The sequence below is a fragment of the Synechococcus sp. MIT S9451 genome, from assembly GCF_047304725.1.
In the GTDB taxonomy this organism is placed as follows: Bacteria; Cyanobacteriota; Cyanobacteriia; order PCC-6307; family Cyanobiaceae; genus Synechococcus_C.
Genome location: NZ_CP138971.1, coordinates 1,374,962 through 1,399,062, shown reverse-complemented (window position 1 = coordinate 1,399,062; position 24,101 = coordinate 1,374,962). Strand labels below are relative to the sequence as shown.

Annotated in this window: 23 protein-coding genes, 3 tRNA genes and 3 rRNA genes; 13 read left to right on the top strand and 16 right to left on the bottom strand. The window is 57.8% G+C overall.

Translation table 11 applies throughout. The features are described from left to right. Nucleotides 1–9 precede the first annotated feature (9 nt). Both SIB72_RS07135 and SIB72_RS07130 read right to left on the bottom strand, forming a co-directional pair. Nucleotides 10–1,488 carry a RecQ family ATP-dependent DNA helicase gene (locus tag SIB72_RS07135; protein WP_413743455.1) on the bottom strand — a complete coding sequence of 493 codons (1,479 nt, stop codon included), beginning with the start codon at nucleotides 1,486–1,488 and terminating at the stop codon, nucleotides 10–12. Nucleotides 1,489–1,530: 42 nt separating this feature from the next. Next, nucleotides 1,531–2,616, bottom strand: a complete 1,086-nt coding sequence (locus SIB72_RS07130; RefSeq protein ID WP_413743454.1) for a hypothetical protein — start codon at nucleotides 2,614–2,616, stop codon at nucleotides 1,531–1,533. A gap of 71 nt (nucleotides 2,617–2,687) precedes the next feature. Between SIB72_RS07130 and SIB72_RS07125 the strand changes: the two genes are divergently transcribed. From SIB72_RS07125 to mtnC, 4 genes are read left to right on the top strand one after another with little or no spacing between them, the layout of a single operon-like run. Beyond that, a complete protein-coding gene (locus SIB72_RS07125; protein ID WP_115121015.1) occupies nucleotides 2,688–2,897 on the top strand; it encodes a photosystem I reaction center subunit IV in 210 nt (69 codons plus the stop codon). Nucleotides 2,898–2,902: 5 nt separating this feature from the next. Continuing rightward, on the top strand, nucleotides 2,903–3,769 hold the full coding sequence (locus SIB72_RS07120) for a DNA-formamidopyrimidine glycosylase (RefSeq protein ID WP_413743453.1): 867 nt from the start codon (nucleotides 2,903–2,905) through the stop codon (nucleotides 3,767–3,769). A gap of 38 nt (nucleotides 3,770–3,807) precedes the next feature. Further along, on the top strand, nucleotides 3,808–4,413 hold the full coding sequence (gene mtnB, locus SIB72_RS07115; protein ID WP_413743452.1) for a methylthioribulose 1-phosphate dehydratase: 606 nt from the start codon (nucleotides 3,808–3,810) through the stop codon (nucleotides 4,411–4,413). Next, nucleotides 4,410–5,165, top strand: coding sequence for an acireductone synthase (gene mtnC / locus SIB72_RS07110; protein ID WP_115121013.1), 756 nt, complete (start codon nucleotides 4,410–4,412; stop codon nucleotides 5,163–5,165). Before mtnB ends, mtnC begins: the two co-directional genes overlap by 4 nt. A gap of 159 nt (nucleotides 5,166–5,324) precedes the next feature. Here the strand turns inward: mtnC and rrf are convergent. The 5 genes from rrf to SIB72_RS07085 all read right to left on the bottom strand — a co-directional run bounded on the left by rrf (nucleotide 5,325) and on the right by SIB72_RS07085 (nucleotide 10,643). After that, nucleotides 5,325–5,441: ribosomal RNA gene (gene rrf, locus SIB72_RS07105) — 5S ribosomal RNA — on the bottom strand. Between the two features lie 108 nt (nucleotides 5,442–5,549). Continuing rightward, nucleotides 5,550–8,415 (bottom strand): 23S ribosomal RNA (locus SIB72_RS07100). Between the two features lie 403 nt (nucleotides 8,416–8,818). Next, nucleotides 8,819–8,891, bottom strand: a tRNA-Ala gene (locus tag SIB72_RS07095). Nucleotides 8,892–8,900: 9 nt separating this feature from the next. Beyond that, a tRNA-Ile gene (locus tag SIB72_RS07090) sits at nucleotides 8,901–8,974 on the bottom strand. Nucleotides 8,975–9,158: 184 nt separating this feature from the next. Next, nucleotides 9,159–10,643: ribosomal RNA gene (locus tag SIB72_RS07085) — 16S ribosomal RNA — on the bottom strand. Together the 16S, 23S and 5S rRNA genes with 2 tRNA genes alongside form the textbook arrangement of a ribosomal RNA operon. Before the next feature lie 681 nt (nucleotides 10,644–11,324). On the opposite strand from SIB72_RS07085, the gene SIB72_RS07080 reads away from it, so the two are divergent. Further along, nucleotides 11,325–12,818, top strand: coding sequence for a glycoside hydrolase 100 family protein (locus tag SIB72_RS07080; RefSeq protein ID WP_115016364.1), 1,494 nt, complete (start codon nucleotides 11,325–11,327; stop codon nucleotides 12,816–12,818). Between the two features lie 56 nt (nucleotides 12,819–12,874). Here the strand turns inward: SIB72_RS07080 and petD are convergent, their stop codons facing one another. After that, nucleotides 12,875–13,357 carry a cytochrome b6-f complex subunit IV gene (petD, locus tag SIB72_RS07075; protein WP_115016366.1) on the bottom strand — a complete coding sequence of 161 codons (483 nt, stop codon included), beginning with the start codon at nucleotides 13,355–13,357 and terminating at the stop codon, nucleotides 12,875–12,877. Nucleotides 13,358–13,405: 48 nt separating this feature from the next. After that, on the bottom strand, nucleotides 13,406–14,062 hold the full coding sequence (gene petB, locus SIB72_RS07070; protein WP_115016368.1) for a cytochrome b6: 657 nt from the start codon (nucleotides 14,060–14,062) through the stop codon (nucleotides 13,406–13,408). Nucleotides 14,063–14,121: 59 nt separating this feature from the next. Between petB and ctpZ the strand changes: the two genes are divergently transcribed. The 7 genes from ctpZ (at nucleotide 14,122) to SIB72_RS07035 (ending at nucleotide 18,960) form a co-directional block, all read left to right on the top strand. Then, the gene (gene ctpZ / locus SIB72_RS07065) at nucleotides 14,122–15,387 is read left to right on the top strand and encodes a carboxyl-terminal processing protease CtpZ (RefSeq protein ID WP_115121377.1); all 1,266 of its coding nucleotides are present in this window, start codon (nucleotides 14,122–14,124) and stop codon (nucleotides 15,385–15,387) included. Nucleotides 15,388–15,395: 8 nt separating this feature from the next. Next, a complete protein-coding gene (locus tag SIB72_RS07060; protein WP_115121376.1) occupies nucleotides 15,396–16,667 on the top strand; it encodes an HD domain-containing protein in 1,272 nt (423 codons plus the stop codon). Between the two features lie 44 nt (nucleotides 16,668–16,711). Beyond that, nucleotides 16,712–17,428: a septum site-determining protein MinC gene (gene minC / locus SIB72_RS07055; protein ID WP_115121375.1), complete on the top strand. Its 717-nt coding sequence runs from the start codon at nucleotides 16,712–16,714 to the stop codon at nucleotides 17,426–17,428. A 63-nt stretch (nucleotides 17,429–17,491) separates the two neighbouring features. After that, nucleotides 17,492–18,307, top strand: coding sequence for a septum site-determining protein MinD (minD, locus tag SIB72_RS07050; protein WP_115121374.1), 816 nt, complete (start codon nucleotides 17,492–17,494; stop codon nucleotides 18,305–18,307). Between the two features lie 5 nt (nucleotides 18,308–18,312). After that, entirely contained in the window at nucleotides 18,313–18,594 is a 282-nt protein-coding gene (gene minE / locus SIB72_RS07045) for a cell division topological specificity factor MinE (RefSeq protein WP_115016375.1), read from the top strand. A gap of 61 nt (nucleotides 18,595–18,655) precedes the next feature. After that, the gene (locus SIB72_RS07040) at nucleotides 18,656–18,862 is read left to right on the top strand and encodes a response regulator transcription factor (protein ID WP_115121373.1); all 207 of its coding nucleotides are present in this window, start codon (nucleotides 18,656–18,658) and stop codon (nucleotides 18,860–18,862) included. 26 nt (nucleotides 18,863–18,888) lie between these two features. After that, nucleotides 18,889–18,960, top strand: a tRNA-Thr gene (locus tag SIB72_RS07035). 44 nt (nucleotides 18,961–19,004) lie between these two features. Here the strand turns inward: SIB72_RS07035 and SIB72_RS07030 are convergent. The 5 genes from SIB72_RS07030 to SIB72_RS07010 all read right to left on the bottom strand — a co-directional run bounded on the left by SIB72_RS07030 (nucleotide 19,005) and on the right by SIB72_RS07010 (nucleotide 22,314). Continuing rightward, nucleotides 19,005–19,163, bottom strand: a complete 159-nt coding sequence (locus SIB72_RS07030) for a hypothetical protein (protein WP_170953947.1) — start codon at nucleotides 19,161–19,163, stop codon at nucleotides 19,005–19,007. After that, the gene (locus SIB72_RS07025; protein WP_115121372.1) at nucleotides 19,151–19,783 is read right to left on the bottom strand and encodes an L-threonylcarbamoyladenylate synthase; all 633 of its coding nucleotides are present in this window, start codon (nucleotides 19,781–19,783) and stop codon (nucleotides 19,151–19,153) included. The genes SIB72_RS07030 and SIB72_RS07025 overlap by 13 nt, the downstream gene beginning before the upstream one ends. 27 nt (nucleotides 19,784–19,810) lie before the next feature. After that, nucleotides 19,811–20,707, bottom strand: a complete 897-nt coding sequence (gene prmC, locus SIB72_RS07020; RefSeq protein ID WP_413743451.1) for a peptide chain release factor N(5)-glutamine methyltransferase — start codon at nucleotides 20,705–20,707, stop codon at nucleotides 19,811–19,813. Between the two features lie 8 nt (nucleotides 20,708–20,715). Further along, a complete protein-coding gene (gene dprA, locus SIB72_RS07015; RefSeq protein ID WP_413743450.1) occupies nucleotides 20,716–21,783 on the bottom strand; it encodes a DNA-processing protein DprA in 1,068 nt (355 codons plus the stop codon). A gap of 81 nt (nucleotides 21,784–21,864) precedes the next feature. Continuing rightward, nucleotides 21,865–22,314, bottom strand: a complete 450-nt coding sequence (locus SIB72_RS07010; RefSeq protein ID WP_413743449.1) for an acyl-CoA thioesterase — start codon at nucleotides 22,312–22,314, stop codon at nucleotides 21,865–21,867. A 52-nt stretch (nucleotides 22,315–22,366) separates the two neighbouring features. On the opposite strand from SIB72_RS07010, the gene SIB72_RS07005 reads away from it, so the two are divergent. Beyond that, on the top strand, nucleotides 22,367–23,215 hold the full coding sequence (locus tag SIB72_RS07005; protein WP_413743448.1) for a universal stress protein: 849 nt from the start codon (nucleotides 22,367–22,369) through the stop codon (nucleotides 23,213–23,215). A 27-nt stretch (nucleotides 23,216–23,242) separates the two neighbouring features. On the opposite strand, the gene psbM is transcribed toward SIB72_RS07005, so the two are convergent. Beyond that, nucleotides 23,243–23,347, bottom strand: coding sequence for a photosystem II reaction center protein PsbM (gene psbM, locus SIB72_RS07000; RefSeq protein ID WP_115016385.1), 105 nt, complete (start codon nucleotides 23,345–23,347; stop codon nucleotides 23,243–23,245). A 59-nt stretch (nucleotides 23,348–23,406) separates the two neighbouring features. Then, entirely contained in the window at nucleotides 23,407–23,895 is a 489-nt protein-coding gene (locus SIB72_RS06995) for a 2Fe-2S iron-sulfur cluster-binding protein (RefSeq protein ID WP_413743447.1), read from the bottom strand. Nucleotides 23,896–24,101: the final 206 nt, after the last annotated feature.

Genomic DNA, 24,101 nt, shown 5'->3' with positions numbered 1-24,101 from the left:
AGCCTGCCCTCAGGCGACATAGTGCAGCGGCCAAGGCTGGCGCAGAAATCGTCGACCGCTGTCCCTTAAGAACAGCCTCTGGGCCCCGTCATTGCTCTCGCTGATCAACTCTTCCTGGACCATCCGCCTGGTCAACCATCCCCAGCGCAGAGGTTCAACCTCGGCAAGAGTGTCACTGAGGCTGCGGAGATCAGTGCCATGGTCTTTCTCCAAGGCCTGAAGCACGGCGAGAGCCGCTTCCGACCAATCATGACGAGGGAGGCTCTCCTGACATCGGTCACAACGACCGCAGGGCGCAGCCAGTTCGCCGACCGCTAGCAATAACGCCTGCTGGCGGCACATCTCACCTTCCGCCACGGCTTCCATCCGTCGCAACTGCTGCTGCGCCAGTTCCACGCGACTGCGGTCTGCCTGCTGATCGGCCGACGCGTGGCGCAATGAAGCCTGCATCGCCCAACCGAGGCTGGTGCGATCACCCGGAGAGAACAGCACGATGCACTGAGCAGGATGGCCATCACGGCCGGCCCGGCCAGATTCCTGGAGGTACCCCTCGGGGGTTGCCGGCAGATCGAGATGGAGCACAAGCCCCACATCACCTCGATCAACGCCCATACCGAAGGCCACCGTGGCCACCAGCACAGGCCTCTCGGCCTCCAGGAAGTGGCAAAGCGCTTGCTGACGCCGCCCGGGCTCCAAACCGGCGTGATAGGGGATCGCCTCAACCCCATTGGCCTCCAGGCGAACGGCCCAGCGCTCCACCGATCGCCTGGTGCGTGCGTAGATCAACGAGGCACCACGGGAGTTGTCCAGCGCTTTCAGCACTTGATCCAACGGATCCTTGGGACGTCGGCGCATGACGTAATGAAGATTGTCCCGCTGGGCGGAAGCCACCTGCACCAGAGGACGCTGGAGATCGAGCAGGCGAAGGATGTCGGCTCGCACCCGCGGCGCAGCGGTCGCGCTGAGCGCCACCACTGGCACACCCTCACACAGGGCACGAACGTCGCCCAGACGTCGATAGTCGGGGCGGAAATCATGCCCCCAGGCACTGATGCAATGGGCTTCATCCACGGCCAGCGCCACAAGCCGACCTTGGGCATGCGTCTTGGCGATCAGCTCCCGGATCTGCGCCGACTGAAGCCGTTCTGGGGCGAGATAGAGCAAGCGGAGCTCGCCTTCCACCAAAGCACGACAGACCTGTTGGCGATGCTCCGGCAGTAACCCCGCATGCAGACAGGCGGCAGGAATGTCACGACTGCGGAGTTGTCGAACCTGATCCTCCATCAAGGCGACCAGTGGTGAAATCACCAGCACCAACCCCTGCTTGACGAGTGCCGGCAGCTGATAGCAAAGCGATTTACCACCACCGGTGGGGAGCACAGCCAGCGCATCCCTGCCAGCCAAGAGGGCTTCGATCACCGGACGCTGGCCGGTCCGAAAATCATCCCAGCCGTAGTGGTCATGCAGCGTCGCCAGCAGCGGATCCAAACCACACCAGCGATAGGGCCCTCAGCTTAACGGCCACTACATCTAGGGGACCAACGGCGATTCCAGCTGCTCTGGCGACTCCTCAACCAATTGCAATCGCACCCGCTTGCCACCGGCCAGTTCACCTAACGAGACCCGCATGGTCGCGCCACTCAAGCTCTGCAGCGCCGAGAGCACATCGCGCAGGTAAGGAGTGCTGCTGCCGCTTTCGACCCACAGACGCTCCTGCAGCCCCCCCAACCGACGCCAGGAGGTATGCAACTTGAGAACCGCCGACTCAAGCGCTTGGGCCTGGCCAACGGCATCGGCCAGCAATCCAAGGGCATCCAGGCGCTGCGCCTCCTGCATGGCCTTCTCAAGGTCCAGCTCCCCCTGCTGGAAAGCACGCACGGCCACACCACTCTCGGTGGCCTTCGTGATCCAACGAGCTGTACTGGTGACATCCTTGATCCGGTCGAGTTCAGGCTCATCGCGCAGCACCTTGCGCAGATCCTCCTGCTGCAGTTCTGGCAGCTTTGCGAGCTCCTTCACGAGCGGAGCCACCACTCTGGGTGGCAACAGATTTTGCTGGGTACGCTCGCGAATTTCCTCGGGCAGCAGAGGACTGGTCGCCGCCGTGAATTCATCGGTCAGCCTCCGCACCTGCTTGCGCGTGATCTCCTGGCCCTCATTGGCAGCTTCTGAAATCATCAGCTGCACTTCCGGGGCCGCCTGCGCCGTTTCAAGGAAGGCCCGCTTGGAGAAATGGTTCACACTCTCTTGATCGAGCATGCCGCCCCCGACCAGATCTTCGGCGGATTCAGCAAGCTGGATCAGGCTGTAGGCACGGGTCTTGCTGATTTCACGCTCGCGCAACCACTGCAGAAAGCCAGCACCACGACCTTCGCCACCGCGTTTCTCACGATCGCGAACCGCCTTGAGGATGCGCCCCCTGAGGATCTCGGTCTGGAGGTCGAACCGATCACAGACTGCCCAGGCCTGGTCCAGCTGCTCAAGGAACTCCAGCGTGCTGATGTCATCCCGCTCAGGATCAGGGAGATCCATCTGCAGCATGGGGGGCTCAGGACTGAGACTGGAACTCACAGCGGCATCAGAGATGGAGCTGGATGCTGCCACGGCGAACGACATTGTGTGACGCTCACGGCGTGGGAGCACCCGCCCGGAGATATCGTCCCATTGCATCCCGTTCCTGCGCAGCGATGGCGATCTCCCGAGGTGACAAGGTGCGCATCAAGCGCCCTGAGTCCTACTGGTTCAACGATGTGGGCACTGTGGCCTCAATCGACAAATCCGGAATCCGTTACCCAGTTGTGGTTCGCTTTGAAAAGGTGAACTACAACGGCCTCTCCGGCTCAGAAGGTGGCATCAACACCAACAACTTCGCTGAAGCTGAACTGGAAAAGGCCTGAGGCCATTGCCAGAACTGCCTGAAGTTGAGACGGTTCGCCGCGGATTGGCAGACCGTCTCAGTTCATTTCAGATTCACGATGTTGAAATCCTCCGGGACAGGGCCATTGCCAGTCCCGGAGGATCTTCTGTGTTCGCAGAAGGTCTCCGAGGAGCATGGGTCGGTCGGTGGCACCGACGCGGCAAATACCTCTATGCCGAACTGCACGACCACAGCGATGGCGACCAGACCGCCAGTCGAGGCCTTTGGGGCGTGCACCTGCGCATGACAGGCCAGTTTTTATGGCTGGATAGCGAACAGCAGCAGGAGCCCTGCCGCCATACACGAGTGCGTTTCTGGGACCCCAGCGGTCACGAACTGCGCTTTATTGACATGCGCAGCTTCGGCGAGATGTGGTGGGTTCCCCCCGAGTTGCCAGCTGAAGCAATCATCACCGGGCTGAAGAAGCTAGGGCCGGAACCCTTCAGCGACTCCTTCAATGGACGCTATTTAAAGCAACGACTAAAAGGCAGCAGCCGTTCGATCAAAGCGGCGTTACTGGATCAGAGCCTTGTGGCAGGAGCCGGCAATATCTACGCCGATGAAAGCCTTTTTGCAGCAGGGATCGATCCTCACACCGCCGCCGGCTCACTCAACCGAGAGCAGCTCGATCGGCTTTGCGACTGCCTTACCGCCGTACTCCAACAAAGCATCGGTGCAGGCGGCACCACGTTCAGCGATTTTCGAGACTTAGAAGGCGTGAATGGCAACTACGGAGGCCAGGCAGCTGTTTACAGGCGAACAGGCAAGCCCTGCCACGTCTGTGGCACACCGATCCAGCGTGAGAAACTGGTGGGCAGAAGCACCCACTGGTGCCCAAACTGTCAGCACTGAGATCAATCAGGGCTATCGCAAGCGAGACGCAGCCGGTGGTGACGCCCCATCAGGATCTGATTGAAGCCATTCAGGATTTGCACCGGCGTGGATGGTGCGACGGCACAGGCGGAAATTTCAGCGTTGTCCTGCACAAGCAGCCAACAACCCTGCTGATGGCACCAAGTGGAGTCGATAAGGGCAAAGTCGAAGCAAACATGCTGATCGAAGTGAATCACAACGGAGAGGTGCTCAGCGGCCTGGGGAAGGCGAGTGCGGAAACGTTGATGCACCTAACCATTGTCGAAACATGTGGCAGTGGTGCTGTGCTGCATACCCATTCGGCAAACGCAACGGTTGTGTCCAAACACGCAGTCAGCAAGGGATTCGTCACTCTCGAGGGATGGGAAATGCTGAAAGGCCTGCGTGGCATCACCACCCACAACACCTGCATTGAGCTACCGGTGATCGCCAATCATCAAGACCTGAAGATGATGTGCAAGCATGCTGAGCCTTTGCTGGCCGATGCACCCTATGGCCTGCTTGTCGCTGGTCATGGCCTTTACGCTTGGGGCGAAACATTGAACGAAGCAAGGCGTCATGTTGAAATCCTTGAGTTCCTACTGAAGCTGTACTGGAAAGAACAGTTGCTGAGGGTGAGATGACACAAACCACGCACCTACTACTCGATATTGAAGGCACAACCTGCCCAATCAGCTTTGTGTCATCTGTGCTATTCCCCTATGCGAAAAAGCAACTGGATCCCTACCTGAGCTTGCATGCACACAACAAAGAAGTGCAGGCTGTCATCACAGAAGCCTGGCAGGAATGGCGGATTGATCAAGACGAAATAAGCCAAAAGCTCTTACAGCAATCTCCAACGGAAGAGGAAGACACGGCCCACCAAGCCATCAGCAACTATTTTCAGCACCTCATCAGCATCGACAGGAAATCGACCAGCCTGAAGGATCTGCAAGGACGCATATGGGAACAGGGATATCGAGATAGAGCTCTTCAAACCGAACTTTTCCCCGAGGCTCTGCAAGCACTTCGCAGCTGGAACAGGGCAGACTTAAAGCTTGCCGTGTATTCATCTGGAAGCATCAATGCCCAGAAACTGCTCTACCAATACACACCAGAGGGAGATATCAGAGATCTATTCTGCGCTTGGTTTGACACCCATACTGGCCCCAAAAAGGCAAGCGTCTCTTACATCAACATCGCAAAGCAGCTCGGCATTCGCTCCCAGCAGATCACGTTTATCAGCGACAACAAGGCGGAGTGCGATGCGGCTGAGGAGGCAGGACTAAGAACACTATTTAGCCTTCGCGACAACAACCCCGATCAGGATCCAGGCCATCACTGCGTGATCCGATCACTCAACGAAGTGCTTTCACAGCTACAACTGTCGAACTGAGGCGAACTGCGCAGCCAGGCCATGTGTGATGGCTGCGCGGCCATCGCCTTGACTGAAAGCACAAAAAAAGCCGCCCCATCAGGAGCGGCTTCGGTTGAGGATGATTGCAGGCATTGCTCAACAATGCACAAGCAATCATCAGAAAAAGAGAATTGTTTTACCTGGCATCGAGCTATTTTCTCAGGGGGCTACCCCCCAAATATCGTCGCCGCTGCTGCGTTTCACAACCGAGTTCGAGATGGATCGGAGTGGGACCACAGCGCCATGGACACCAGGATAGTTTCAATTCTCAAGGGGTGAACCCTGAGAACTGCATAGGTTCTCATAGCTTGCGCTATGTCATCTGAATTGAATAAAACTTGTCTCTTAGGCAAGAACCAAATGTTGGTCAAGCCCTCGGTCTATTAGTACTCCTCCGCTGCATCCATTACTGGACTTCCACGTAGAGCCTATCAACGGGTGTTCTTCCCGTGACCTTACTGGGTTACCCCATGGGAATACTCATCTTGAGGTGGGCTTCCCACTTAGATGCTTTCAGCGGTTATCCACTCCGCACATGGCTACCCAGCGTTTACCGTTGGCACGATAACTGGTACACCAGAGGTGCGTTCCTCCCGGTCCTCTCGTACTAGGGAGAAATCCTCTCAATATTCCTACGCATACACCGGATATGGACCGAACTGTCTCACGACGTTCTGAACCCAGCTCGCGTACCGCTTTAATGGGCGAACAGCCCAACCCTTGGGACCGACTTCAGCCCCAGGTTGCGATGAGCCGACATCGAGGTGCCAAACCTCCCCGTCGATGTGAACTCTTGGGGGAGATCAGCCTGTTATCCCTAGAGTAACTTTTATCCGTTGAGCGACGGCCCTTCCACTCAGAACCGTCGGATCACTAAAGCCGACTTTCGTCCCTGTTCGACTTGTAGGTCTCACAGTCAAGCTTCCTTCTGCTTTTGCACTCGTCAGCTGATTTCCAACCAGCCTGAGGAAACCTTTGCGCGCCTCCGTTACCTTTTAGGAGGCGACCGCCCCAGTCAAACTGCCCACCTGATACTGTCCGCTCCCCGGATAACGGGTGAACGTTAGAACCCTAGCTCTGAAAGAGTGGTATCTCACCATTGACTCCCTAGTACCCACGAGCACTAGATCAACGTCTCCCACCTATCCTGCGCATTCAGAGCCCGGGCACAATACCAAGCTACAGTAAAGCTTCATAGGGTCTTTCTGTCCGGGTGTATGTAGTCCGCATCTTCACAGACAATTCTATTTCGCCGAGCCTCTCTCCGAGACAGCTCCCAGATCGTTACGCCTTTCGTGCGGGTCGGAACTTACCCGACAAGGAATTTCGCTACCTTAGGACCGTTATAGTTACGGCCGCCGTTCACCGGGGCTTCAGTCGCCAGCTTCGCTTACGCTGACCGGCTTCCTTAACCTTCCGGCACTGGGCAGGCGTCAGCCCCCATACATCGTCTTGCGACTTAGCGGAGACCTGTGTTTTTGGTAAACAGTCGCCTGGGACTCTTCACTGCGACCAGCTCTCGCTGGCACCCCTTCTCCCGAAGTTACGGGGCCATTTTGCCGAGTTCCTTAGAGAGAGTTACCTCGCGCACCTCGGTATTCTCTACCACCCCACCTGTGTCGGTTTCGGGTACTGGCAGTTATGCCTTAACGGGTATAGAGCTTTTCTTGGAAGCATGACATCACCAACTTCGCTGCCGTAGCAGCTCGTACTCACGCCTCAGCTCGGAACGTTTTCGCCGCTCCTCATAGCCTCGAACGCTTGAACCAGTAACCAACATCTGGCTTGGCTAGCCTTCTCCGTCCCTCTTCCCAAAACATAACCGGTACAGGAATGTTGACCTGTTATCCATCGACTACGCCTTTCGGCCTCGCCTTAGGTCCAGACTAACCCTCCGCGGACGAGCCTGCCGGAGGAACCCTTAGGGTTTCGGTGCATGGGATTCTCACCCATGTTTTCGCTACTCAAGCCGACATTCTCACTTCTATGCAGTCCACGCCCGCTCACGCTAACGCTTCACCCCACATAGAACGCTCCCCTACCATAAATCCGCAGCTTCGGTACAACACTTAGCCCCGTTCATTTTCGGCGCAGGATCGCTCGACCAGTGAGCTATTACGCACTCCTTTGAGGATGGCTGCTTCTAGGCAAACCTCCTGGTTGTCTGGGCAATCCCACCTCCTTTATCACTTAGTGTTGATTTGGGGACCTTAGCTGGCGGTCTGGGCTGTTTCCCTCTCGACCATGGAGCTTATCCCCCACAGTCTGACTGCCTCGCTACACACAGGGTATTCAGAGTTCATCTCGATTTGGTACCGCTCTCGCAGCCCGCACCGAAATGGTGGCTTTACCCCCCTGCTGGAGCACGAGACGCTACGCCTCAACGTATTTCGGGGAGAACCAGCTAGCTCCGGGTTCGATTGGCATTTCACCCCTAACCACAGCTCATCCGCTGATTTTTCAACATCAGTCGGTTCGGACCTCCACTTGGTATCACCCAAGCTTCATCCTGGCCATGGTTAGATCACCCGGGTTCGGGTCTATAAACACTGACAAACGCCCTATTCAGACTCGCTTTCGCTATGGCTCCACCATTTCCGGTTTAACCCGCCAGTGCCTATAAGTCGCCGGCTCATTCTTCAACAGGCACACGGTCACCCGATTAGTCGGGCTCCCATTGCTTGTAGGCTCACGGTTTCATGTTCTATTTCACTCCCCTCCCGGGGTTCTTTTCACCTTTCCCTCGCGGTACTGTTTCGCTATCGGTCACACAGGAGTACTTAGCCTTACGAGGTGGTCCTCGCAGATTCACACGGAATTTCACGTGCTCCGTGCTACTCGGGATACAGCTAGGTCAGTTCAGTTTTCGTGTACGGGACTTTCACCCTCTGTGGTGTGCCATTCAAACACTTCCACTAACATCCCTTTTCCACATTGCTGTCCCACAACCCCGATGGTCGAAACCATCGGTTTAGGCTCTTCCCCGTTCGCTCGCCGCTACTCAGGGAGTCGTTTTTACTTTCCTTTCCTCCAGCTACTAAGATGTTTCAGTTCGCTGGGTTGGCTCGTGCCAGCCTATGGATTCAGCTGGCCGTACTAGGGGTTGCCCCATTCGGAAATTCCCGGATCAAAGCGTGTTTCCAGCTCCCCGAGACTTATCGCAGGTAACCACGTCCTTCATCGCCTCTGTGTGCCAAGGTATCCGCCGTGAGCCCTTTGTAGCTTGACCAATTAATCTCCATCACGCTTACCGTCGTTGAAACGGATTCTTCCCCATTCATTGCTGAATTAAGGAATCAAACTCTTTAGTGCTCGACACACTAAAAAGAACGCCATGGAGTCTCGGCTCTTGCTCAAGAATCAAACATCATCCAATTAAGAATGATGCATCCATGAGATGCTTTATTCTTTCCAGACTTCACCTATGCAGTTGTCAAGGTTCTGCTAGACATCAAACTTGGCTGATGATCTCTCACCAGCCAAACTCGAGCCCAGCATCTTATCAACCAAATCAAGAAAATCTTTCCTTGCTTTGGAATGACAGGAAGCTGGGGTCATCCAGCGGACACATCTAAATCACACTCCATCCGAGCTCATACTCCAATCTTGGAGATGGGGATTGAGTCGGTCAGTGGAGGTTAGGAGACTCGAACTCCTGACATCCTGCTTGCAAAGCAGGCGCTCTACCAACTGAGCTAAACCCCCAACACCGAATGGGCCATCCTGGACTTGAACCAGGGACCTCACCCTTATCAGGGGTGCGCTCTAACCACCTGAGCTAATGGCCCAGGAGTCTCATCCCTTATGGGGTGTGACCTAGACAAAGTTTAGGAACTAAGAATCTCCATGACTCTCTTCAACATCGCTGCTGAATTAGTCACTTCAAAGCTGAGGTACCGATCGACCTAAGGTGACAGGATTTCGGCCTAAGAATAAAATACTCAGACATCAAAATCGTTGTTTGTCTCCCTGTTAGGAGGTGATCCAGCCGCACCTTCCGGTACGGCTACCTTGTTACGACTTCACCCCAGTCATCAGCCCCACCTTCGACGTCCTCCTCCACAAGGGTTGGAGTAACGGCTTCGGGCGTGGCCAACTTCCATGGTGTGACGGGCGGTGTGTACAAGGCCCGGGAACGTATTCACCGCAGTATGCTGACCTGCGATTACTAGCGATTCCTCCTTCACGTAGGCGAGTTGCAGCCTACGATCTGAACTGAGCCACGGTTTATGGGATTTGCTAGCTCTCGCGAGTTTGCTGCCCTTTGTCCGTAGCATTGTAGTACGTGTGTAGCCCAGGATGTAAGGGGCATGATGACTTGACGTCATCCACACCTTCCTCCGGTTTATCACCGGCGGTCTCTCTAGAGTGCCCAACTAAATGCTGGCAACTAAAGACGTGGGTTGCGCTCGTTGCGGGACTTAACCCAACATCTCACGACACGAGCTGACGACAGCCATGCACCACCTGTCACTGCGTTCCCGAAGGCACTCTCCCGTTTCCAGGAGATTCGCAGGATGTCAAACCCTGGTAAGGTTCTTCGCGTTGCATCGAATTAAACCACATACTCCACCGCTTGTGCGGGCCCCCGTCAATTCCTTTGAGTTTCACACTTGCGTGCGTACTCCCCAGGCGGAACACTTAACGCGTTGGCTACGACACCGGAGGGGTCGATTCCCCCGACACCTAGTGTTCATCGTTTACGGCCAGGACTACAGGGGTATCTAATCCCTTTCGCTCCCCTGGCTTTCGTCCATGAGCGTCAGTGATGGCCCAGCAGAGCGCCTTCGCCACTGGTGTTCTTCCCGATATCTACGCATTTCACCGCTACACCGGGAATTCCCTCTGCCCCTACCACACTCTAGCCCAACAGTTTCCACTGCCATGATGGAGTTAAGCTCCACTTTTTAACAGCAGACTTTTTGGGCCGCCTGCGGACGCTTTACGCCCAATAATTCCGGATAACGCTTGCCACTCCCGTATTACCGCGGCTGCTGGCACGGAATTAGCCGTGGCTTATTCCTCAAGTACCGTCAGATCTTCTTCCTTGAGAAAAGAGGTTTACAGCCCAGAGGCCTTCATCCCTCACGCGGCGTTGCTCCGTCAGGCTTTCGCCCATTGCGGAAAATTCCCCACTGCTGCCTCCCGTAGGAGTCTGGGCCGTGTCTCAGTCCCAGTGTGGCTGATCATCCTCTCAGACCAGCTACTGATCGATGCCTTGGTGAGCTCTTACCTCACCAACAAGCTAATCAGACGCGAGCTCATCCTCAGGCGAAATTCATTTCACCTCTCGGCATATGGGGTATTAGCAGCCGTTTCCAGCTGTTGTCCCCCTCCTGAGGGCAGATTCTCACGCGTTACTCACCCGTCCGCCACTAACCCGAAGGTTCGTTCGACTTGCATGTGTTAAGCACGCCGCCAGCGTTCATCCTGAGCCAGGATCAAACTCTCCGTTGTAGATCAATTCCTTTTGATGGCTTTCACTATCTCAAATTGATTTGCATCACCCACATCTCAGCTTCTGCTGGTTGCAGTTGAAGCCTCCTTTCAGCTGACACAGAAAGGGTTCTTAAGAGTGCACTTAGAATCTCTCCTTCGTGACTTTCCAGGATCTCAGATCCGGTCGTTGCTCCACATTGCGCACACCGACAACCTCAAGGCTCGTGAAAACCTTGCTGCTGTAAGCGCAATGCTTCTCTGCAACTAAAAAATTGTTGACGGGACCTCACACCTTTATCGCTCTTCATTCAAAACTTCCCCTCAGCTTCGCAGCCTCGGTTCGGCCCTGAACGCGATAAAAGCGTCAGTTCCTAAACTTTTCGATTGTCCAGGTTCTCGCTTCCCTACTCCCTCTCAGGAGTGGTTCAGCGGCGCGGCCTCGTCAGCCGCTTGAAGAACTTACAACACCGTGGGATCGCTCCCTTGACGCTGCCGTAAGCACCACAGACGCCAAAGGCTCTCGCCCTCAGACCTGTGGTCCGCGCGCTCGCCTCTCGGCTCCCGCGCAGTCCAAAACCATAACTCACAACTCACCCAACTCGCAAGCCCTTCGAGACACGACACTTCTCCAGACTTGCTTCCACTACCCAAAACCTTTGCCATCACTAGTTTCTAGATAGGACGAACAGACCATGCGCCATGGCAGGACGCTTCAGCCAGCAGCACCAACGTGTGCGGCCGAGCTCCAAGGAAGACCAGGTGGTGGAAAAAGCCAGAGAGCACTTCGAACGAACCCTGATCCAGGTCGCAGGTTCAGTGGCTGGAAGCGTTGCTGCTCTGGAACATCCCAGCCATGACGAAGCGCTGAATTATGGAGAGATCTTCCTGCGCGACAACGTGCCGGTGATGGTCTACCTGCTGACCCAGAAGCGATTTGACGAGGTGCGTCATTTCCTCACGGTCTGCCTCGACCTCCAGAGCACGACGTATCAGACCCGTGGGGTCTTCCCCACCAGCTTTGTGGAGGAAGGGAACGAGCTCATCGCGGACTATGGCCAGCGCTCCATCGGTCGGATCACCTCCGTGGATGCAAGCCTCTGGTGGCCAATCCTCTGCTGGCTCTACGTGAAGCGGAGTGGAGACGAAGAATTTGGCTCCAGTCAGAAAGTGCAACGCGGTGTTCAGTTGCTGTTGGATCTGGTCCTTCACCCCACCTTCGAAGGCACACCGGTGCTGTTCGTGCCGGATTGCGCGTTCATGATTGACCGTCCAATGGACGTCTGGGGTGCGCCCCTCGAGGTGGAGGTGTTGCTGTATGCATCCCTCCGCAGTTGCATCAAATTGATGGAGCTGAGCCGACGCCACCACGACAGTCGACTGTTGGATCAGCGCCTGGTCCTGACAAGGCAATGGGTGCATGATCTGCGCCAATTCCTTCTCAAGCACTACTGGGTCACCAGCAAAACCATGCAGGTGCTGAGGCGTCGGCCGACCGAGCAATACGGAGAAAATCAGCACCAGAATGAATTCAACGTGCAGCCTCAGGTGATTCCTGACTGGTTGCAGGATTGGCTTGAGAACAGAGGCGGCTACCTGATCGGAAACATCCGGACAGGACGTCCAGATTTTCGCTTCTACAGCCTGGGCAATTCCCTCGGCTGCCTGTTCGGGCTCCTGACCAGTCCACAACAACGGGCTCTGTTCCGCCTGGTGCTGCACAACCGTGATCACTTAATGGCCCAGATGCCTATGCGTATCTGCCATCCACCGATGGACGGCCTGGAATGGCAGAACAAAACCGGATCAGATCCCAAAAACTGGCCTTGGAGCTATCACAATGGCGGCCATTGGCCAAGCCTGCTCTGGTTTTTCGGAGCCGCCATCCTGTTGCATGAGCGGCGGCATCCCCATGCTGATGTGCTGCTGATGGGGCAGATGAAGGCGCTACTGGAAGAGAGCTACTGGAGTCAGCTCAACCAGTTACCCAGGCAGCAATGGGCTGAATACTTTGATGGACCGACTGGCACTTGGGTTGGGCAGCAATCAAGGACCTACCAAACCTGGACCATCGTTGGCTTCTTGCTGCTGCACCACTTCTTACGCACCAGGCCCGAAGATGTCGAAATCCTCGACCTTGAGGAGCTTCTACCCAACCATGACCCCGCCTCAGAAGAGGAGCAAGCAGAGATTTAGCCACAAAAAAACCCGGTCCGAAGACCGGGTTTGAAGTTGGAGGTGTGTGATCCGACTCAGAACAGCCCCAGGGTGAGGGACTTGTCGATCGGGAGAGCAGCACCAATGCCCAAGTAAATGGTGGTCACGGTTCCAAACAGGAAAACAGCCATCGCCACTGGACGACGGAAGGGGTTTTGGAACTTATTAAAGCTCTCAATGAACGGAACGAGCATCAGGCCAAGGGGCACCAAGGTCTGCAAAGCAATGCCAAGAAGCTTGTTCGGAACAACCCTCAGAATTTGGAACACGGGGTAGAGGTACCACTCAGGCAGGATTTCCAGCGGAGTCGCGAAGGGATCAGCCTTGTCACCAAGCATGGCTGGATCAAGCACTGCCAGGCCCACAACACAGGCAATGGTCCCCAGGATCACAACGGGGAAGATATAAAGCAGGTCGTTAGGCCAGGCAGGCTCGCCGTAATAGTTGTGACCCATTCCCTTCGCGAGCTTTTCGCGCAGCTTTGGATCGGTGAGATCAGGCTTCTTGAGGATGTGCATTGAATTGACCAGTGAGTGTTCGAGTGCAGCTGAACGTGAGTCGCTGGATCACAAGGGACCGGAGATGCCCTGCTTCCTGATCATCAGGAAGTGCATGAGCATGAACACGGCGAGAAGCCAGGGCATCACAAAGGTGTGGAGGCTGTAAAAGCGAGTGAGAGTGGATTGACCAACGCTCTCTCCTCCGCGAAGCAGCTCAACCATGAAGTCACCAACAACAGGGATTGCCGCTGGAACACCTGAGACGATCTTGACGGCCCAGTAGCCGACTTGGTCCCAAGGGAGGGAGTAGCCAGTCACACCAAAGGAGACGGTGATCACTGCCATGGTGACGCCAGTCACCCAGGTGAGCTCCCGAGGCCGCTTGAAACCACCTGTCAGATAGACGCGGAAGACATGCAGGATCAGCATCAGCACCATCATCGAGGCGCTCCAACGATGGACGGAGCGAATCAGCCAGCCAAAGCTGACGTCGGACATCAGGTACTGAACGGAGGTGTAAGCCTCAGCCACAGTTGGCTTGTAGTAGAAGGTCATCGCAAATCCAGTGGCGAACTGGATCAGGAAGCAGACCAGGGTGATCCCACCGAGGCAATAAAAAATGTTGACGTGCGGGGGCACGTACTTAGTGCTGATGTCGTCAGCGATGTCCTGAATTTCAAGACGTTCCTGGAACCAGTCGTAGACAGGTGAGGAGTTCGCCATGCAGAAGTGGGCTTGGATTGCGAGAGTCTACTGAACACGTCCCAGCGAACGCGCCGGGTATGAAGCCGATGTTGCCGACTGTTAATCGCCGCAAGAAAGCCTTGCGACAACTGGCTTGCTGCCTGCTCAGTCTTCTCCTGACCGGCTTTGCCTGGTCCTCGCCGGCACTGGCGCTCAACGATGCCCAGCAGCTGGTGGTGGAGAGCTGGAAGCTTGTGAACCAGAGCTATGTGAGCCCAGAGAGCTTCGACAAAATTCACTGGAAACGACTGCGGCAGAAGGCCTTAGAAGGAAAGATTGAAAGCAGTGAACAGGCCTATAGCGCCATCGAAACGATGCTGACGCCACTGGGGGATCCCTACACGCGCCTGCTCCGACCCGATGACTACGCCGTAATGAAAGAGAGCAATCAAGGCAGCCTCAGCGGCGTGGGGTTGCAATTGGCCCATGGGAACGCTGACGGAAGGGTCGTGGTGATCGCACCTCTTGAAGGCTCCCCGGCCGCGGAAGCCGAGGTCATCAGCGGAACAGCGGTGCTTGCCGTGAATGGCGAATCCACTGCCAGCCTTGGCCTGGAAACCACCGCAGAGCGCCTGCGCGGCGAAGCCGGAACGCAGGTGGTGCTCACGCTTGAAGCCCCGGATGGAACCAACGAAGAGCTGACCCTCGAACGCCGCAGTGTCGACCTCAGACCCGTGCGCACCAGGCGGCTGCGTCGCGACGAGCACACCCTCGGCTACCTACGTATTACCCAGTTCAGCGAAGGGGTACCCCAACAGGTGCAGGAAGCGATTGCCGAGCTTTCCGACAAGGGAATCGAAGGCTTAGTGCTTGACCTCCGCAACAATTCAGGCGGACTCGTGAGCGCAGGACTGGCCGTGGCCGATGCCTTCCTCAGCAACGAACCAATCGTGGAAACCCGCAATCGCGATGGCATTGCAGACCCAATCCAAGCCAACCTCCCAACCCTCTATGACGGTCCGATGGTGACGTTGGTGAATGGGGGGACCGCCAGTGCCAGCGAAATTCTGGCCGGGGCCCTTCAGGATGATGAGCGTTCGCTGCTGCTGGGCAGTCGCACCTTCGGCAAGGGGCTGATCCAGACCCTCACCAACCTCAGCGATGGCAGCGGACTTGCCGTCACGGTGGCCGGATACCTAACCCCAAGTGGGCGGGACATCCAAGGGCAAGGACTCGAACCCGACCGATTGCTGGACCAACCCGAACCGCTGAATCCAGGCGGAGACGGTGATCGCTGGCTGATTGATGCCGAACGAATCATGGAAGCAATGCTCGATCGCAGCGAGCCCTTGGACGCCACGTGACCGCGTTGATGTCCACGCGCACCTATCACGATCCGCTCCACGGCAACATTCAATTGGATGGCCATGACCCCGCCGAAGCCATGGTCATGGGTTTGGTGGATAGCTCCCCGTTCCAGCGACTGCGGCGGATCCGCCAACTCGGCCCCGCCTTTCTCACGTTCCATGGTGCCGAATCCAGCCGGTTCACCCACTCCCTCGGGGTGTTTCAGCTGGCACGCAAAGCCTTCAACCATCTGCTTCCCCAGGATCCGAGCCTCGAGCAACACAAGGGCGTGCTCTATGCAGCAGCCCTGCTGCACGACCTAGGCCATGGCCCCCTTAGCCACACAGGGGAAGAGATGTTCGGCCTCCATCACGAGACCTGGTCGGCTCGACTGGTGAGAGAGCATGCAGACATCCAGCCTTTGCTTGAGAGGGTCGCCCCCGGCACCGCAGCTGCCGTGGCGTCACTGCTGGAGCACGGTCAGGCAGAACGGGGCGTGATCAAGGCTCTGGTGAGCAGTCAGCTCGATTGCGACCGACTGGATTACCTGATGCGCGACAGCTACAGCACGGGCGCCCGCTACGGACAACTGGATCTGGATCGAATTCTTTCCGCCCTGACACTGGCTCCAGATGGCGACCTAGCCATCGCCCCCAAGGGATTGATGGCTGTTGAGCATTATTTAGTGGTTCGCAATCTGATGTATCGCAGCGTCTACACCCACCGCCTCAACGTGGTGTGTAACTGGATGCTGCAGCAATTAGTCCGTGAGGCGCGACGCCTTGGCCCGGAGCAGGTCTGGAGCGATCGCGTCATGGAGACCTGGCTCTGGGCCCCCCGTGACATCACACCAAGCACATTCCTCGCCAATGACGACCTACGGCTGGGCTATCACTTGCAACGCTGGGCGGAGGAGGGGCCAGCCCCCCTGGCAGAGCTTTGTTCTCGCTTCCTGAACCGCAGGCTGCTCAAGGCCACCAGCGTGGCTCAACTTGAGCCTGCACAGCAGTTGGAGGCTCTGGCGCTGGCTCGCCGACTGAGCGAAACAGCCCAGATGAATCCTGACCAATGCTGCGGGCTGAGCCATCAGCAGCTTCGGGGTTATCACCCCTACCGGGGAGGTCTGCGTCTCTGGGACGGAACGACGTTACGCGGACTGGAACAGATGTCCCCTCTCGTCAACAGTCTCTCCACTCCAGCAGCAACAGCCTGGCTGATTCACCCGAGTGAGATCCAATCACAGCTTCGCCATGATCTGGACAACCTCGCGGCAGGCGCAGCGGCTCAATCCTCCTAGCGTCTAACAACGGTTCGTGCCGTTGCCCTTCCATAAAGACCCTGATGGCAGCTGATCAAAACTCCGGTCTGCTTCAGCGCCTCGTGCTCCCACCCATCAAGCAAGCGCACTGGAAAGACACCTTGCCCGATCAATTGCAAAGGCTTCGGCCTGGATCTCTCAACTTGATCTCTCATCACTGGGAGATGCGTTGCCGGGATCTGTCGTCCTTGATCGAACTATTGCAGGGTGAAGGATTCAGGATCGCAAGCCTTCACACCCAGGAGCCGCTGACCGCCATCAGTGCCCAAGCCCTCGGCCTGCCCGTGCAGCTGCTGGAGAGCGACCCCATGGCTTCGGATGCCACTCCCAGTGATGACAGCGGAGACCAATCCAGCGATACCAAGCCAGATTGCACAACCCAGTTACGACTGCATCGCGGCACCCTGCGTGCAGGCGAGCAGATTGAAACTGCCGGAGACCTTTTAGTGCTCGGCGATGTGAATCCTGGCGCGAACGTCGCGGCAGCTGGTGACGTCATGATCTGGGGACGTCTACGGGGAATCGCCCATGCAGGCCGCGATGGAGACCGTTCCGCCAAAGTCGTTGCGCTTCAACTCAGGCCTCTGCAGCTCCGCATTGCTGATCAAGTGGCGCGTGGGCCGGATGATCGGCCCCAACCCGGCCTCGCGGAAGAAGCCCGGATCGATGCCGGTGACATCGTGATTGAGCCTGCCAATCCTCGCCTGAGAGCAAGGATGTCCATCCCAGCGACGGACTGAGGAGAACAAACGCTGGCCTGAATCTTCAACCCCCATTAAGGTGACGCGACTTCCCGGGGAGCCGTGGCGTCCACTTCGCGAACGATCCTGATCTGCTCTGGAAAAGGAGGGGTCGGCAAAACCACACTCACGGCCAACCTTGGCATTGCCCTGGCAAGGCTGGGGCTACGCACGGTTGTTCTTGACGCCGATTTCGGCCTCCGCAACCTCGACCTGCTACTCGGCCTGGAAAACCGCATCGTGTTCACGGCCCAGGAGGTGCTTGCTGAGAGCTGCCGTCTGGAGCAGGCTCTGGTGAAGCACAAACAGGAACCAAACCTGGCCCTGCTTCCTGCTGGCAATCCCCGCATGCTCGAGTGGCTGAAGCCAGAGGACATGCAGACGATTGCAGCAATGCTGGAAAAACAATTCGATTATGTGCTGATCGATTGTCCAGCAGGCATCGAAGACGGCTTCAAGAACGCCGTTGCAGCGGCAAAGGAGGCCATCGTGATCACCACTCCTGAGGTGTCTGCTGTTAGGGATGCCGATCGGGTCATCGGACTGCTCAACACCCATGGGGTGACCCCGGTTCAACTTGTGCTTAACAGGGTGCGGCCCAAGATGATGGCCAGCCAAGAGATGTTGGCGGTCGATGATGTCACTGACATCCTGGCCCTCCCCCTGCTTGGTCTCGTCCTGGAGGATGAGCAGGTGATCGTGAGCACCAACCGGGGCGAGCCCCTCACGCTGAACGGCAGCAGTTCTCCAGCAGCTCGTGCCTACGGCAATGTGGCGCGTCGCCTGCAAGGAGACGATGTTCCTCTGATTGACCCATCCAAAGAAGGGCGTGGCCTTCGCGCCAAGGTGCGCCGACTGATGCAAAAGAAAATCTTCTGAAACCGATGACAGTGCGCGAAATCCTCGACAAGCTGCTCCGCCGCCAGCCCGCCAGTGCGAGCACCGCCAGGGATCGGCTGCAATTAGTACTGGCCCATGACCGCAGTGACCTCAGCCCCGAATTGCTGGACCAGATGCGACGCGAAATCTTTGAGGTTGTGGCTAAGTACGTCGAAATCGACCTCGACGAGGGCGACGTGAGCCTTGAGACCGAAGACCGGGTGACGGCTCTCGTGGCCAATCTTCCGATCCGCAGACCTCTGGCCGTGAGCCAAAGCGAAGGCTGATCTCAAGCCGGCTGCACGGAACGGGGAATCTTCACTGCAACCACACGTGTCCAGTGAAGCCATGCCCAGTTGTTCTCTCAGTCCGGCTGAACGCGCCGTCACCGATCTATTGGTGCAGGGTCTCAGCAACCAGGCCATCGCCGATGCACTGGTGCTGAGTGTGCGCACCGTTGAAAGCCATGTGAGCCATTCGTTGGTCAAAACTGGATGCACCAGCCGTCTTGAATTGGTGGTGTGGCTGTTAGGTCAACAACAACTCCAGAGCTGAAAGCAGGCCGGTACACTTCCGACGTTGCCGGCTTAGCTCAGTGGTAGAGCAGCGCTTTTGTAAAGCGAAGGTCATCGGTTCAAATCCGTTAGCCGGCTTCGAAGACATGGCCTGATCTCTCGCCCTCTTCAAGGGCGAGAGATCAGGCCTTACGGCCAGCCAGCAGCCAGCCCCCCACCACCGCCAACAGCAAGGGGAGAGCTTTCAGGCTGATCAGTGCTGTTGCTACGTGCACAAGCGGGTCACCCAACCAGAACCCCAGGCTCTGCAGCACCAACACCAATGCGATCAGCCAAAGCATGACGGCGGAGAACCCACTCCTGCTGGCATCACAGCACCCTGGCGCAACATCTGCCAGCGGTTCTGAGGCTCCCAGGCGAGAACGGTACTGGCCAAACCCAATGGCTGCGGCCAGTCCAGCGGGCCCAACAGTGGCAATTGGGGGAAGTAGCGACAGGCCTGTTCAGGATTGAGCGCGGCAGCAGCCCCCGCAGGATTGCAGCTGGTGGTTGCCAAAGGGCCGGTTTTGGCCAGTAAGGCTCTGGCCTGCTGACAGGCGGGTACTCGCAGGCCAAGACTTGTGGCAGCTGGGTTGAGAGCCTGGAGCATGGCCTGCGCGGCAGGATCAGCACCGACCGGCACCACCAACGTGAGAGCTCCAGGCCAGTGCTGGTGGGCGAGGCTGGAGGCCGTTGGCTGGGCCTCAGGCACAGCAAGCTGCAGAAGAACCTCACCGCTTGCTGCCATCAAGATCAAGGGCTTCTCCCGCGGGCGTCGCTTCAATCTCCATAACTGACCGGCATGGGCTGGAACGGCTGCCATGGCGGGCAGTGTGTCCGTAGGCATCACAGCTGCTCCCCCCTTGAGGAGATGATCGGCAATCGCGTCGCTGGAAAGAACGATCGGCTGCTGACCTGACATGAACAACCCGACGGGTGGAGAACTCCCTCAGCCTGCACGACTAGCGACGGCAAACCGGCGAATGCCCTGAAGATCCTTCTCGGACCTGGCATTGATCAACCCAGCCTTGGCCATGAGCGACAGAACGGCATCACTCTGATCATGGTGGTGTTCCAACAGCAACCACCCCCCTGGGGCCAAGGCGACGGCTGCTCCAGCGACAACCGTGCGGCAGCTCTGGAGACCATCACTGCCTCCATCAAGAGCAAGGCGTGGCTCATGATCACGCACCACTGGATCCAGTTGATCCACCACAAGCTCAGGGATATAGGGGGGGTTGCACACCACCACATCCAAATGTCCCCACCACGGCCGAAGCGGATCCCACCAACATCCCTGGTGCAAGTTCCAGTCAGCACCCGGTGCCCATCGGGCAAGGTTTCGGCGCGCCAGGGCAAGGGCAGCAGCGCTGCAATCCACAGCATGCCCCTGCCATTGAGGCCAGTGAGCAGCCAGAGCAAGGGCCAACGCTCCGCTGCCCGTACCCAGATCAGCCCACATCCGAAGCCTCGAAGCGGGTTCGGCCTCACACTCAGCGCCAAGAGCAAAGGCCAGATCAACCAGCTGCTCTGTTTCCTGACGGGGGATCAGAGCATCCGGCGACACAAACAGCTCAAACTGCCGCCAGGGACAACGGCCAACAAGGTGCTGTAGAGGGATCTGATCATGACGATGCCGCCACCACAATCGCTCCAGTGCATCCAGTGAACAGGTGAGATGAACCTGGACACCGCCGGGATCGAGCTGCACTTTCTGAAGATCTCGCCAACGCAGGCCGCCACCCAGATCCAGCAGCCAATCGAGATCCACCCTGCGACCTCCCTCGGCTAACAGACGACGCCGCCAAGCCAGCAGGTCTTCCCCTCTCAGCACCCGTGATGCCATCGCCCCAGCTAAGCAAGCCGCCAGCGCATGCCAGGCTCCGCTTTCAAGACACCCTCCAACTCAAGCGCCACGAGTTGTTCCGCCAGGTCAACAGGACTGCGAGCCAGGCGATTCGCCAGGCTCTGAAGCGTGGCGCCCTCCTCAAGCATGGCCTTGAGCATGGGGTCTCGCTGCAATAGCCGCCGCCGGGCTTCCACCAGGGATCGCCCTGAAGGATGGCGAGAAGCAGCCGACGAAGGCAACTCAGCGAGAGGGGCCTGGCCAAGGGTCTGCAGCAGCTGGTCAGGATCGAGCAACGGCCTGGCACCCTCCAGAAACAAACGATTGCTTCCCTGACCGGAAGGACGCAGCACGTCTGCAGGCATGGACCAAAGCGCACGTCCTTGCTCCAGCGCGGCCCGGGCAGTGATGAGCGCACCACTGTTTTGGGGGCACTCAACCACCACCACCGCACGGGCCAGTGCCACCAGCAACCGATTGCGCAAAGCAAAACTAGACCGCTGCACCTTGGACTCAGGGGCCAGCTCGGTGAAGAGCAGTCCCGCCTCAGCCACGTCAGCCTGAAGCTGATGATGCTCCGGTGGATAGACCCGCTCCAATGGGGTGCCCAGCACCGCCACCGGCTGCCCTCCTGCCTGCAGGCAACCACGATGGGCAGCAGCATCGATCCCCTCCGCCAAACCACTCACCACAGGCCAACCAGCACGAGCCAAAGCCTCCCCGAGAAGCTCTGCCGCCTTTAGCCCATGCATGGATGGGCGCCGAGAACCCACAACAGCAACGGCCTGACCTGAACCCAAGGCGTTCAGCAAAGAGGCATTGCCCCGCCAGAACATCCTCAAAGGTGGACGGCGGAGGTCCTTAAACCCTGCTGGCCATTGCCGATCCATCGGTAGCAGCACCTGATCAGGAGGGTCACAAGCTGGACAGGACCCCACCAGGCCTCGATAAGCATTAATGCTTAACAACAGGTGGTCAGGCCACCCCAGCTCAGCCTGCAACCGAGCGCTCGACCACCCCCAGAGGCCCGCAAGGTCAGTGTCATAACGGTCAGCCAGCTCCAGCAAGCGAACCATCCGCGCCGCGCCAATCCCAGGGCAATGACTCCAGACCCACCACCATCGCCGCACAGCATCGAATAGTACGCATGAACTAGACTACAGGCTGGGGCCCTGCGTCAGTGCGGCCAGCGCAGGCGCCAGGAAAGCTGGAGGCCGTCTCAACACCCCGCGACCTTCTCCCGAGCTCTGCACGATGACAAGCTCCACCTCCGCCTCCGCCGCGCAGGTCCCATCCGGGAGACAAAAGCGTGCATGCCAGGGCCATCGAACACCCAGACGCGGAAGCACCTGACTCTCAACAATCACACGATCCCCATGGGAAAGCGCCTGCCGGTAGTGGAGCTGAAGGCGCACCACCGGCATCTCATACCCCTCGTCCGAAACACGGCAATACGGCATACCCACGGCAGCAAGCGCCTCAACCCGGGCCTCTTCAAGCCAAGCCAGGTAAGCCCCATGCCACATCACTCCGGCGTAGTCGGTGTGCTGAGGAAGCACGCGCTTCTCCAGCTTCCAGGGGGAGGTCGTAACGCTCTCAATCGCCATGTCTCAGGGGCGGGAGTCTCGCCATAGGCTGCAGCACAGCCAAAACGAGATCGTGTTTAAGAACCTGCTGATCGCCGATTCTGGCAAGGGGCATGTGGAGGAGATGGTTTGCATGCTGCGCGATCTTCCCGGATTCCGCGCCGCTCGCATCAACCTGCTCCACGTTGTACCTGAGCAAGGCTCAGTTGACTCTGAAGAGCACTGGGGAGCTGCCGCGTCATTGATGGCCCAAGCGGTGGGACGCATGGGCCTTGATGCCACTGAAGTGAACTCGATCATTCGCAACGGCGACGCCAAGCAAACCGTGCTGAAGGTGGCCGAAGAACTCAACGCCGATCTGATCGTGATGGGATCCAGAGGGCTTGGCCGCCTCCAGTCGATTCTCGCCAACAGCACGAGCCAATACGTCTTCCAACTCTCCACCCGCCCGATGCTGCTGGTCAGGGATGACCTTTACGTGCGCCACGTGAACAGGGTGATGGTCACCGTGGATGGCACAGGCGTTGGCGATGACGCCCTCAAGCTGGCCTGCGAAATGGTTCGCGACATCCCAGGCGGCCAGCTCATCGGTGTCCATGTTGCCCGCCAGGACCTCGCACCCTCCAGGGGCGCCAACAGCAAGCGTGATGAGCTCTTGAACGCAGCAGTGCAACGGGCGAGAAGCTTCGGGGTCGACATGAAGCCCATGCATATCACCGACGCAGACGTGGGTCGGGGGGTCTGCAAAGCGGCGAAAGACACCAATGCAGATCTTGTGGTGATTGCCTCCCAAGACCGACGTCCACTCGTGGCCCGTGGCCTTGTGGATCTCGACAAGTTGTTGGGCGGCTCAGTGAGCGACTACATCAGGGTGCATGCACCTGCCCCCGTGATGCTGGTGAGAGAACCGGAGCGCAGCTGAGCTGCCGGCTCCGGCAATACCTCCAGTTCAACCCTGACGGCTATTGGTCTGGATATAGAGAATGATCAGGAAGACAGTCGGAACCAGAACGAACAGAAGACTGGCAACAAAGCCGAGATCGTTGGTTTCCATGGCTGATGAAAGATGCAATCGGAAGGTATCACCGTTCGGCGACCTTCCGGAACGTTGCTTCAGCCCTCGTCATCGGGCGTAGCAGCTTCCCCCTTTCCAGGCTGGGCCGAACCAGCAGGATCTGTCGCGTCGGTGTCTTCATCGCCTGAATCCTCAATGGGCTCAATCACAGGCCAAGCCGTAGGACCCGCGGGAAGTGTCTCGGCAAGAGCAGCCTTGATCTTGAGATCACGATTCGGAAGACCAGCCTGAGGCTTGGTCAGCACGATGACCGACTGCTCAACCAAGGACTGACAAGCCAACCTCCAAGCATCAGGACGACGCTTGAGCTTTGCATCCTCCACAGTCGTGCGCGGAGACAGCGATGCAGGAGCACCACCTGAGATCTCAACGAAGCAGGTAATGCACTGCCCACAGCCGTTGCAGTTGCCAAGTCGACCCTTGAGCCCATACAGCTCGATGCCTTCCCTGAGCGCCACATCCCGCAGGTTTTCGCCTGGATAACACTCAACATCACGCCCTTCGCGGACGAATCGGATCACAGGCATGGCGAACTGGTGGATCGAGATTGGTGCATTCTGAGGGCAGGCGTTTCGTTTTGTAACCGGAGCATGGAGGCATCCCGATCAAGCGGGGCCGCTTCGAGGCTGCAACATCACAGGGCCTGGGGATTGCCTGCGCGTCCAAATCCCATGCCACAACACGTTGCAGCTCGCGACAGCAGAGCACGAACGCCGTGGAACAACCCTTACGA